The sequence below is a fragment of the Natronococcus sp. genome, from assembly GCF_047921035.1.
In the GTDB taxonomy this organism is placed as follows: domain Archaea; phylum Halobacteriota; class Halobacteria; order Halobacteriales; family Natrialbaceae; genus Natronococcus.
The window spans coordinates 1-10,126 of sequence record NZ_JBLRWX010000109.1; the positions used below are offsets into that span (position 1 = coordinate 1).

12 protein-coding genes and 1 pseudogene are annotated in these 10,126 nt (G+C 67.2%); 5 read left to right on the top strand and 8 right to left on the bottom strand.

Annotated elements, in window-relative coordinates; genetic code table 11:
- Positions 1-200 (bottom strand): annotated as a pseudogene (locus ACNA7R_RS17110) (DoxX family protein); the annotation flags it as partial.
- A 172-nt stretch (positions 201-372) separates the two neighbouring features.
- On the opposite strand from ACNA7R_RS17110, the gene pyrF reads away from it, so the two are divergent.
- On the top strand, positions 373-1,176 hold the full coding sequence (pyrF, locus tag ACNA7R_RS17115; protein ID WP_416284741.1) for an orotidine-5'-phosphate decarboxylase: 804 nt from the start codon (positions 373-375) through the stop codon (positions 1,174-1,176).
- A gap of 9 nt (positions 1,177-1,185) precedes the next feature.
- Here the strand turns inward: pyrF and ACNA7R_RS17120 are convergent, their stop codons facing one another.
- From ACNA7R_RS17120 to ACNA7R_RS17130, 3 genes are all read right to left on the bottom strand, one after another.
- Complete coding sequence (locus tag ACNA7R_RS17120; protein ID WP_416284742.1) at positions 1,186-1,461, bottom strand: hypothetical protein; 276 nt, start codon at positions 1,459-1,461, stop codon at positions 1,186-1,188.
- Positions 1,462-1,479: 18 nt separating this feature from the next.
- Positions 1,480-1,659, bottom strand: a complete 180-nt coding sequence (locus ACNA7R_RS17125) for a hypothetical protein (RefSeq protein ID WP_416284743.1) — start codon at positions 1,657-1,659, stop codon at positions 1,480-1,482.
- Between the two features lie 140 nt (positions 1,660-1,799).
- Entirely contained in the window at positions 1,800-2,213 is a 414-nt protein-coding gene (locus ACNA7R_RS17130) for a hypothetical protein (protein WP_416284744.1), read from the bottom strand.
- 187 nt (positions 2,214-2,400) lie between these two features.
- Between ACNA7R_RS17130 and ACNA7R_RS17135 the strand changes: the two genes are divergently transcribed.
- Both ACNA7R_RS17135 and ACNA7R_RS17140 read left to right on the top strand, forming a co-directional pair.
- Positions 2,401-3,624 carry a HalOD1 output domain-containing protein gene (locus tag ACNA7R_RS17135; RefSeq protein ID WP_416284745.1) on the top strand — a complete coding sequence of 408 codons (1,224 nt, stop codon included), beginning with the start codon at positions 2,401-2,403 and terminating at the stop codon, positions 3,622-3,624.
- A complete protein-coding gene (locus ACNA7R_RS17140; protein WP_416284746.1) occupies positions 3,621-5,693 on the top strand; it encodes a hypothetical protein in 2,073 nt (690 codons plus the stop codon). Before ACNA7R_RS17135 ends, ACNA7R_RS17140 begins: the two co-directional genes overlap by 4 nt.
- Positions 5,694-5,700: 7 nt before the next feature.
- Here the strand turns inward: ACNA7R_RS17140 and ACNA7R_RS17145 are convergent, their stop codons facing one another.
- Positions 5,701-5,850: a hypothetical protein gene (locus tag ACNA7R_RS17145; protein WP_416284747.1), complete on the bottom strand. Its 150-nt coding sequence runs from the start codon at positions 5,848-5,850 to the stop codon at positions 5,701-5,703.
- 268 nt (positions 5,851-6,118) lie between these two features.
- Here ACNA7R_RS17145 and ACNA7R_RS17150 point away from each other — a divergent pair, with 268 nt between their 5' ends.
- Complete coding sequence (locus tag ACNA7R_RS17150) at positions 6,119-7,741, top strand: GTPBP1 family GTP-binding protein (protein ID WP_416284748.1); 1,623 nt, start codon at positions 6,119-6,121, stop codon at positions 7,739-7,741.
- A gap of 19 nt (positions 7,742-7,760) precedes the next feature.
- On the opposite strand, the gene ACNA7R_RS17155 is transcribed toward ACNA7R_RS17150, so the two are convergent.
- From ACNA7R_RS17155 to ACNA7R_RS17165, 3 genes are all read right to left on the bottom strand, one after another.
- The gene (locus ACNA7R_RS17155) at positions 7,761-8,441 is read right to left on the bottom strand and encodes an HAD family hydrolase (protein ID WP_416284749.1); all 681 of its coding nucleotides are present in this window, start codon (positions 8,439-8,441) and stop codon (positions 7,761-7,763) included.
- A gap of 62 nt (positions 8,442-8,503) precedes the next feature.
- Positions 8,504-9,436: a methenyltetrahydromethanopterin cyclohydrolase gene (mch, locus tag ACNA7R_RS17160; protein ID WP_416284750.1), complete on the bottom strand. Its 933-nt coding sequence runs from the start codon at positions 9,434-9,436 to the stop codon at positions 8,504-8,506.
- A 149-nt stretch (positions 9,437-9,585) separates the two neighbouring features.
- Complete coding sequence (locus ACNA7R_RS17165) at positions 9,586-9,792, bottom strand: heavy-metal-associated domain-containing protein (protein WP_416284751.1); 207 nt, start codon at positions 9,790-9,792, stop codon at positions 9,586-9,588.
- Positions 9,793-9,894: 102 nt separating this feature from the next.
- Here ACNA7R_RS17165 and ACNA7R_RS17170 point away from each other — a divergent pair.
- The coding region (locus ACNA7R_RS17170; RefSeq protein ID WP_416284752.1) for a universal stress protein at positions 9,895-10,126 on the top strand (232 nt) is incomplete at its 3' end.

A 10,126-nucleotide genomic window follows, 5' to 3' on the forward strand; every position in this document is an offset into this window, starting at 1 on the left:
ACGCCGTGGACGAGGAAGCCGCTGGCGTCGAACGCCTCGCCGCTGACGAACGCAAACTTGCCGAGGCCGGCGAACAGCATCATTCCCCCCATGACGGCCCGTAGTGCGACGACGAACCACGCGCTAAGCGCGTGGGGTTCGCCGACGAGGTCGATCCCCCCGTATCGGCTTTCGAGCCGGTTTCGAGTCGTTGTGGACATTGTCGGTCACCTTTACACTCGAGTATAGCCCCCTCACCATCATATATCGGGAACTCGATTCCCGCCAGTGGGGAAACCAGCCGGACGTTTGGAGTTGTTTTCGTCCGAGCGTCCTCCAGGGGTGGGCTCCGAGGATGGCAATCTTTTCGACCGGCCCGACCCACGTTCGGGCATGAACTTCTTCGATCGCCTGCACGACCGCATCCGAACGGTCGACAGCGTCGTCTCGGTCGGGCTCGACCCCGACCCCTCGAGGATCCCGGACCACCTCGTCGAACACGACCTCCCGCGGTGGGCGTTCAACCGGCGGATCATCGACGCCACGCACGAACACGCGGCCGTGTTCAAACCGAACGCCGCCTTCTACGAGGACCCCGACGGCTGGCGCGCCTTAGAGGAGACGATCGCCTACGCCCACGGCAAGGACGTTCCCGTTCTGCTCGACGCCAAGCGAGCCGACATCGGGAACACGACCCGACAGTACGCCGAGTTGCTCGAGCGCGCGGACGCGATCACGGTCAACCCGTACATGGGCCGGGACTCGCTCCAGCCGTTCCTGGCCGACGCGGAGTCGGGCGTCTTCGTCCTCTGTCGCACGTCGAACCCCGGCGGGGAGGACCTCCAGGACCTCGAACTCGCGAGCGGCGAGACCGTCTACGAGCGGGTGGCCGCGCTCGCGGACCTCTGGAACGAGAACGACAACGTCGGGCTCGTGGTGGGCGCGACCAAACCAGCGGAACTCGAGGAACTGCGCGAGCAGGTACCCGACCTCCCCTTCCTCGTCCCGGGGATCGGTGCCCAGGGCGGGGACGCCGAGGCCGCCGTCGAGTACGGACTCGCCGACGGCGTCGGCCTGGTCAACTCCTCGCGAGGGATCATCTTCGCTGGGGAGGATCGGGGTGAGGACTTCGCCAGCGCCAGCGGGCAAGCGGCGAAACGCCTCAAGAAGCGGTTGAATCAGTATCGCGACGACTAACCGTCGTTCTCACTCGACTCGAGCGTCGGAGCCGTCCTCGCAGGCGGTCGAGACGACCCGTCCCGCGACCAGTCCGTCGACGACCCGGCCGACGATCTCGACTTCGACCGGCTCTCGAGGGGGGCGCTCCTCGAGTTTCTCGAGCCCCTCGACGACGGCGACGTCCATCGGGCTGGCGTCGTAGGGGTGGGCGGCGACGAGGATCCCGTCTCGCTGCTCGAGTTCGAGACGGAATCGCTCGCCGACGGCGAGGGACTCGCCGAGCAGGTCGCGGATCGACGTCATCGACGGTCATCCATCGTCTCAGAACCGGTTGATGTCGACGTCGTCGGACTGGCGGTCGGGCTGGCCCTGGGCCACGCAGTCGGTACACAGCCCCGGTCCCGGCTCGTAGTGTTGCTCGCAGGCGAGCGTTCCGCAGTTGGCACACCGCTCCTGAGCCGGCTTCGACTCACAGATCTGGCAGAGGCCACTGATGCTCATGATCGACCGTACGGGCTCGAGTGGCTTGAAAGGAAACCCGGCAACGTCGGCGCTCGCTCATACGGATTGCTGTACCGATTTCCCGGCACAACCGCGACCCGGGCGGTGGTTGCGCCGGACATGACGTACAGTAAACCGTATCAGGTCCCGCCGGTCTCGAGTTCGTAACAGCGCTCGAGCAGCGCCTCGAGGTCGTCGTCGGGTGCCGACCGTCTGACGACCCCGCTCCGGCGGTCGTACTCGATCAGCCGACGGTCCGCTAGTTTCGGCAGGTGAGTGTGATAGAGGTCGACCAGCACCGGCTTCCGTTCGTCCGACGAGACCCGTTCCGCGGGGACCGAGCTCTCACGGGCGGCGATCGTCGTCGCCAGCGACTCGATGCTCGCAACCTCCGTCTCGGCGAGGCAGTAGAGCACGTCGCGGCGTCGTCGGTTGCTGAGAAGCGAGAGGTACTCGTCGATCGACGATCGGTGTTCGCCGACGCCGGGCAGTTCGACGCCCGGTTCAGCCGTCGCGACGTAGTCCTCCGTATCTTCCGAACGATAATCGACCATATATTCGTAGGATCTCGACCCACGTTAATAAAGTTGCTAGAGAACTGCTACGCCGGAACGTACGAAAGCAATACAAAAACCAGCTAGAAATAGTAAATAGTTTTGTTATTTAATCAGTTGTTTTTATTCGGATCGACCGTACGATATCCGCGAGCTTTTCCTAAGCGTCGGTCGTACCCCGTGACGGATGACAGACGACCGATCCCGGAACGGTGCCGGCGTCGACGAGAGAGACGGAACAGCCGCCGGGATCCGGTCTCGTCCGAGCATCTCGCTCATCGAACGGCTCGCCGACGAAACCGATCGCTCGCCCCTCGAGTTACCGCCGCTGAACGAGACGGTCGACGTCGACGCGCTCGATCGGTTGCTCGAGACCGACGACCCGGAGCGTTCGTGGCCGACCGTCGTCTTTCGGTACGCGAACTACCGGGTCCGGATAACCGCGAACGGAACGATCGAACTCTCGGACCCGGACGAAACCGACGTCTCCGTCGTCGACGAGTGGACCCACGTCTCGGTCGCCGCGGAGTCGGACGAGCGATCCGTGGCGGTACGCGTCGCGTCGGCTATCGCGGACCGATCGGGCTGGGATCGAAGCCGGGTTCGGACGGCGATCGGGGACGCGATCGATCCCGACGCGCTGGATCGCCTCAGCCGGCGACGCGAGAACGGGATCTCGCGTCCCGGCGCGACGGTGCTGTTCTCGGTGCTCGGACACGACGTCGTCGTCGACCCCGGCGGAACGGTCAGCGTCGGCTCCACGCTCGGGCGACTGAAGCAAACGGGCGGAAACGTGTTGATTGCCGGGGGCGTCCCGGACGATCTCGTCGACATCGCCAGCGCGACCCTCCTCGGCGATCCGGACCGGGATCGCCGCCACCTCTTCGCCTTGCTCGATCGCGACCGACGGATCGTCGCCGACCGGCTGGCGCCGACCGACGCCGCGTCGGCACAGGTCGTCGACTACGCGATGACCGCCCGTTCGGTCGCCTCGGCGAGCGCTCCCGCCGCCGACGCACCCGCCATCGTCGACGAACCGGCCGACCTCGACGAACTCGAGGCGACGATCGACGCGCGGATCCGCGCGTTCGGGACCGGGGCGCCCCTCTGGGAGCCCGGCGATCTCCGCCTCTGTGTCGACTCGTTGCGACCGGTGCTCGACGAGTGCGGACCCGACGGCACCGTCGCGTTCCTCGAGCCGATCTGCGAGGCGGTCCGGGACGTCTCGGGGCTCGGCCACTACGTGTTGCCGGTCGATCGCGACGATCCCCTCGTCGACCGTCTCGAGTCGCTGTTCGACGCGACGATCGAGCTTCGCGTCGGCGACTGCGGTCCCCAGCAGCGGTGGCACCTCCACGAGAGCGGGTACACGACCGACTGGATCGGGCTCGCCCGATCCGGCGAGCGATGACCGCCGATCCGAGGTTCCAGCCGTTCGACGACGGGGCGGGGCTCACCGTCGTCGATCCGATCGAGAACAGGCAGTGTCCGTTCCGGACCGACGGTCCGATCTCGCCCCGCCCGATCGAGCCCGCGGGGTTCTACTTTCCCGTCGACGGCGCCGTCGAGCTGACGGCCGCGGAGCTGGTCTTTCCGTACGTCGTTCCCGTGTACGTCCGCGACCCGACCGGCGAGATGGTGCTTGAGACCACGTACTGCGACTACGAACGGCTCCCGGCGGGAGAGTACGTCCTCGAGCTAATGGCCCCGATCAAGCTCTACCTGCGCGTCGAGAGTCCGGTGACGATCGCCTCGGCCGACGACCGGCTGGCGTTCGACTTCGGCGGATCGACGACGGTTCGACTCGGGGCGCGGTCGCGACACGAACGTCCCGCGGCGACGGTCACGACGACCGCCGAGCCGGCGGATCTGGCGCGTGCCGTCTCGACGTTCGGCTCGGCGCTGAAGACCCACCGCTGCGATCGGTCGCTGCCGTCGTTTCGCGGCCACCCGCCCCGGCTGGATCTGGGTTCGGCGGTTCGAATCCCGGCGGGGATCGAGGCGCCCGACTCGGGCGTCCGCCTCGTCGTTCCACCGGACCGGTCCGCGATCTACGCCGCCAGCCCGCTGGCGTACTACCTCGCGGCGACGGTCGAGACCGGTCCCGACCCGCGACTCGAGACCGACGACGGGTTCATCCATCCGCTCGGGGAGACGACCGACTCCGTCGTCCGCGCGATCGAGCGCGTCCTCGAGCAGGTGTTCTTCGTCGACTGCGTGGCCCGAACCGAGGGGCTCTACCGGGTCGACCTCCACGAGCGCGATCGGTTCGAGGAGCGGTTCGACCTCGCACTCGGCGAGCTGTACGAGGCGGATCTCGCCGACCGACTCGAACCCGTCCTCTCGATTCCCTACGACTCGATCGCGGACCTCCTCCCGCGATGGAACCTCGTCACGCACGCGACGGCTGACCCGGAGAACGCAACCGTGCTCCCCTACCTCGCCGACGAGCTGTCGATCGTCCGTCCGGCCCCCGAGAGTCGATCCGAGACCGACGCGGCCTCGCTCACCGCGCTCGCGATCGACGAGTTCACGCGCTCGCGTGCGGGAACCGATTCCGGAACGGAGTTCTCCTACGTCTCCCCGCCGTCGACCGACGCCTTCGCCCAGGCGTGGCTCGGCGACGGCGTCCCGATCGGCGCGACCAAGCTCCTGCGAAGCGCCTTCGAGAACGGGCTCGAGCGCTCGCCCTCGGGCGACGCCGTCGAGGTCGCGATCGTCTGTAACGATCCACAGATGGCGCCGGAGTTCGATACGACCGACGGCACCCTCTACGGGGAACGCGAGAAACTTCCGTTCGAGGTGCGGGTACACAGATCCGTCTCCGGCGAGGAGCTTCGGGAGCTGTTCGCGGCCGACATCGACTTTCTGCACTACGTCGGCCACGTCGAGGACGGCGCGTTCGTCTGTTCGGACGGCCCGCTCGAGGCCCGAGCGCTGGCGGACGTCGGCGTCGACGCGTTCCTGATCAACGGCTGTCGATCCTACGACGTCGGCGTTCGCGTGATCGAACGGGGCGGGGTCGGCGGGATCGTCACGCTCAGCGACGTCGGCAACCGGGACGCGATCGCCGTCGGCCGGCTCGTCGCGCGGCTGTTGAACAACGGGTTCTCGATCCGAGACGCGACCTCGATCGCCCGCAGCCAGCGCCTCGTCGGCAACCAGTACGTCGTCGTCGGCGACGGGAGCGTCACCGTCGGTCAGGCCGGCAGCGGCGTCCCGAACACCGCCCGGATCGAGCCACGGGGGGACGACGACTACCGGCTGCGACTCGAGCTTCATCACGTCGACAGCGGCCCCGGCGCCCAGTACATCCCCTACATCGGCGACGTCGATCGACACTTCCTCGCAGGAACCGAACTGCCGCCGATCGACGTCTCCGCGGGAGCGCTCTCGCGATTCCTTCGGCTGGCCGAGATTCCGGTTCGGTGGGACGAAGAATGGTGCTGGTCGACGGACGATCGGTTCGTGGACCTGTAGGGACGGCCTACCAGGTGCCGCCGCCGTTGCCGGCGATCCCGACGTCGGCTGCAGCCGTCCCGACCTGCGACAGCAGGAGACAGGCTGCGAACAGGACGCCGATCAGTCGCGGGTGCTCCGTCAGGAACGTTCGTAACGTGTCGTTGTTCGAGGGCATCGCGCCCAACGGTACCATTCCGGATGATATAACAATTATTTAAATCATCATACGTGTAGAGGTTGATTACTAGATATACCGATCGGAAACGCCGACCCGACTCGACGATCGTAGACATCGCTTACCGACTCGAGCGCGGGGGTAATCGACCGTTACCCGCCGACCTCGAGTTTTCGATCCGGTCGGCGGTTCGAGCTGGAAACAGAGTTCCGTGCTAACACGTCCCTCCGCCGGGAAGTTTTTATCGGCTCGCCAGTTACCACCTCCCATGAGCCGTGACCGGGCCCTCCTCGACCGGGCCCTGGAACGTGGCGAACAGGACGGCGGAAGCGTCGAATTCAAGGAACGGCTCCTCCGGGACGTCCACCTCGAGGGCGGGCGCCGTGAGAGCCTGGCCGCGCAACTTCGACACCGCCTGCTGTCGGGCGACGGCGAGGCGACCTACGTGGTCGGCGTCACCGACGACGGTGGGCTCGCCGGTATCGATCACGATACGTTCTCCGAGTCGATGGACGTCCTCTCCCTGCTCGCCGAGGAGGCCGACGCCCACATCGACGACGTCCAGACCTGGGGGATCAGAAGCGAGGCGGGAACCGCCTCGGGCGGGCTCGTCGGCGTCGCGCGGGTTCGGGACGGATCGATCCTCGAGACCGACGACGAACACCTCGTCGTCGGAACCGCCGGCCACGTCGATCACGGCAAGAGTACGCTGGTGGGATCGCTGGTCACCGGCACAGCCGACGACGGCGACGGCGCGACGCGGGCGTACCTCGACGTCCAGCCCCACGAGGTCGAGCGCGGGCTCTCGGCGGACCTCTCCTACGCCGTCTACGGCTTCGACGACGACGGTCCCGTCCACGTTCGGAACCCGGACCGAAAGGCTGACCGGGCGAAGGTCGTCGAGGAGGCCGATCGACTCGTCTCGTTCGTCGACACCGTCGGCCACGAGCCCTGGCTTCGAACGACGATCCGCGGGCTCGTCGGCCAGAAACTCGACTACGGGCTGCTCGTCGTCGCCGCCGACGACGGGCCGACCCAGACGACCCGCGAACACCTCGGCGTCCTGCTGGCGACCGAACTGCCGACGATCGTCGCGATCACGAAGACTGACGCCGTCTCCGACGAGCGAGTCGAGGAGGTCGAACGCGAGGTCGAACGGCTGCTCCGAGACGTCGACAAGTCGCCGCTTCGGGTCGCTCGCCACGGCGTCGACGCCGCCGTCGAGGAGATCAACGAGCGGGTCGTCCCGATCGTAACGACCAGTGCGATCACGATGGAGGGGCTCGACACCCTCGACGAACTGTTCGACCGGCTCCCGAAGACCTCCCAGGACGCCGGGGAGTTCCGGATGTACGTCGACCGCAGCTACTCCGTGACCGGCGTCGGCGCCGTGGCGTCGGGCACGGTCATGTCCGGCGAGGTCGAGGCCGGCGACGAACTCCTGCTCGGGCCGATGCCCGACGGCCGCTTCCAGGAGGTGGAGGTCCGATCGATCGAGATGCACTACCACCGGGTCGACCGGGCTCGAGCCGGCCGGATCGTCGGCATCGCGCTCAAGGGCGTCAAGGAGAGCGCGATCGAGCGCGGGATGGTGTTGCTCCCTCGCGAGGCCGACCCCGAGCCCGTCCGGGAGTTCGAGGCCGAGGTGATGGTGTTGAACCACCCCACCCGAATCGGCGACGGCTACGAACCGGTCGTCCACCTCGAGACGATCGGCGAGGCCGCCTCCTTCTCGCCCGAGAACGGGCGGCTGCTACCCGGCGACACCGGCGAAACCACGGTCCGGTTCAAGTTCCGCCCGTACCTGATCGAGGAGGGTCAGAAGTTCGTCTTCCGCGAGGGACGAAGCAAGGGCGTCGGCACCGTCACAGAGGTCCACCCCGCCGACTAATCGGCTTCGCACCGCGACGTCACCGCCAGGGCGGAGACCGTAGTTCGGACAGCGACTCGAGGACGTAGCTCGGCTGCGGCTCCGGATCCGTCCGGTCTCCTCCGTCAGGTATCCACACCGAATCCAGACCCGCTGCCCGAGCCCCGGCAACGTCAGACGAGAGGGAGTTCCCGACGTACACCGCCCGCTCCGGGCTCGAGCCGAGGTCCTCGAGGGCGACCGAGAACGGCTCGGGATCGGGCTTCGGCGCGGTGTCCTCCCCCGCGTAGACGGTCGTCTCGAACGCGCGCTCGAGCCCGGTCGCCTCGAGCTTCTGGCGCTGCATCGCGGACAGCCCGTTCGTGACCAGGCCCAGCGCGTACTCGTCGGCCAGCGCGTCCAGCGTCGCAGTCGCCCCCGGCAGCGCCTCGACGTTGCGCTGGTCGCGTTCCTCGCGGAACTCGCGGGCGACCGCGACGCCGTCAGCGCGATCGTGGCCCGCCTCGACGGCCAGATCGCCGAAACACCGCTCGTGGAAGTCGGCGAAGCCGTCGGTCCGCTCCAGGTACTCGCGGTACCGGTCGTAGTAGGTCGCCGGCTCGAAGACGGGACCGACGCCCGTGCGCTCGAACGCGAGCTCGAGCACCTCGTCGGCGCCCCGGCGATACCGACAGAGGGTATCGTCGAGGTCGAAGAGAACGGTGTCGATCGAATCGCTCATCGACCGTGGGAAGGTGCGATCGGGAGAAAAATCGGTCGATCGACGGCGGTCGTCGGATCGGTCTACAGATCGAATGACTCCGCGAGGAGTGTCTCGTCGGTCTCGCCGTGGCTGTAGGTCGGTCCACCGAGTACGTCGACGGTGACCGCCGCGGGCGCGAACAGATCGGCGGGAACCTCCTCGAACTGCCAGTCGAGATCGTCGAACACCTCGGCGAACGGACGGCCGTGTGCGTCCGCGGCCGTCGAGGGGATCGAGTCGAAGACGTCGTCGTCCTCCCGAACGGTCAGGTGAGCCCGGCCGCCGTAGGCGAGCGCGTCGTTCGTCCGGGCGATCGCGGTCTGCTCGTCGCCCGCGACCGGTGCGACCGGCGCCCGACCCGTCGCGGAGACGACGTCGTTAGGATCGTAGCCGAGTTCCGTCAGCCGGTACGTCGCGAGTTCGGCTGCGCGCGCGGCTGACGTGATACTTCCCGCCAGGCTCGCCGTGCGGTAGGCGAGCAGGAAGACGCTGCTGGATTCGATATCGGCGAGTTCCGCAACCTGCTCGGCCGCCGACGCCGGCGGCAGCGCGTCGCTCTCGACGGCCAGCGCGGTCAGGTCGAAGGCATCGGTGTAGCCGACCCGCTGGAATTCTTCCTCGCGCGCGACGAGCGCGCGTGCGGGGCCGCTGCCGAGTCCCTCGAAGTCCTCGGTCGCGAGTTCCCAGCCGGCCTTCTGCGAACACAGCAGCGCGAGCGCGGGCTGATCGGTCGTCAGCTCGACGTAGGGGATCGAGGTGCCGTCGATCTCTCCCAGCAGGTGGCTCGGCGTCGCCATCCCCGCGGTCTGGATCTCCGTCAACAGTAGTCCCGCCTCGACCCCGCCGTCGAACTCGACGCCGAAGTCGAGCACGGTCGCCTCGTTCTCGAGGTCGAAGCCGCCGATGTTCAGCTCCTCGGCGTAGTCGAGGGCTTCGTCGACCAACTCGATCGCCATCCGGTTGAGACTTTCCATACCCTTCCTCTAGCGTCTGGCGTAAAACAGTTTGCCAGTTCCGTCCCGCGACTGTCGTCGCGAAAAGCATACGGACTCCTGTCCGTCAGTTCCGGAACGATCGCAAGCCATCCCGCGGTCACTCCGGTAAATCGTTACAGCAATCCGTATCAGGCGTCGGCCTCGTAACCCGCGTCCTCGATCGCGCTCCCGATCGCGTCGACGGTCGTCCCCTCGTCGTGTTCGACGCGAACCTCGTCGACCTCGTGGTTCGCGGTCGCCGACGAGACACCCTCGAGCGCCTCGAGCGCGTCGGTGACGTTCTCCTCGCAGCCGCCACAGGACATCCCGCGTACGTCGATGGTCGTCTGTTCCATACTCTCAGTCGCGACTCGAGGCAGTTCGGTCTTCCGCATTGGTCGGCCGGGCGCCGGACGTCGACTCGTGGTTTGATATGCGTTCCCGCAGTCGGTTCGAACATGTACACGGTTCTGGTCCCGGTCGACGGCGACGACGACCGGGTTGACGCACAGCTCGAGGCCGTCCGCGAACTGGCCGCGGGGGACCGAGCAGTTACCGTCGACGTACTTCACGTGCGCGAGGAACTCGACTTCTCGGCCGAGGACGTCGACGACGTCGCCGTCGGCACGCTCGAGGAGGGGTTGACGGACCTCGTGGGGCTCCCGGAGACCGTCTCGAAAATTACGGCGG

What these genes read in the sequence shown, in the direction of transcription:
- ACNA7R_RS17135 (WP_416284745.1), top strand. Translation starts at nt 2,401, where the DNA reads ATGACAGACGACCGATCCCGGAACGGTGCCGGCGTCGACGAGAGAGAC.
- ACNA7R_RS17155 (WP_416284749.1), bottom strand. Translation starts at nt 8,441, where the DNA reads ATGAGCGATTCGATCGACACCGTTCTCTTCGACCTCGACGATACCCTC.
- ACNA7R_RS17130 (WP_416284744.1), bottom strand. Translation starts at nt 2,213, where the DNA reads ATGGTCGATTATCGTTCGGAAGATACGGAGGACTACGTCGCGACGGCT.
- ACNA7R_RS17140 (WP_416284746.1), top strand. Translation starts at nt 3,621, where the DNA reads ATGACCGCCGATCCGAGGTTCCAGCCGTTCGACGACGGGGCGGGGCTC.
- ACNA7R_RS17150 (WP_416284748.1), top strand. Translation starts at nt 6,119, where the DNA reads ATGAGCCGTGACCGGGCCCTCCTCGACCGGGCCCTGGAACGTGGCGAA.
- ACNA7R_RS17145 (WP_416284747.1), bottom strand. Translation starts at nt 5,850, where the DNA reads ATGCCCTCGAACAACGACACGTTACGAACGTTCCTGACGGAGCACCCG.
- ACNA7R_RS17120 (WP_416284742.1), bottom strand. Translation starts at nt 1,461, where the DNA reads ATGACGTCGATCCGCGACCTGCTCGGCGAGTCCCTCGCCGTCGGCGAG.
- ACNA7R_RS17125 (WP_416284743.1), bottom strand. Translation starts at nt 1,659, where the DNA reads ATGAGCATCAGTGGCCTCTGCCAGATCTGTGAGTCGAAGCCGGCTCAG.
- mch (WP_416284750.1), bottom strand. Translation starts at nt 9,436, where the DNA reads ATGGAAAGTCTCAACCGGATGGCGATCGAGTTGGTCGACGAAGCCCTC.
- pyrF (WP_416284741.1), top strand. Translation starts at nt 373, where the DNA reads ATGAACTTCTTCGATCGCCTGCACGACCGCATCCGAACGGTCGACAGC.
- ACNA7R_RS17165 (WP_416284751.1), bottom strand. Translation starts at nt 9,792, where the DNA reads ATGGAACAGACGACCATCGACGTACGCGGGATGTCCTGTGGCGGCTGC.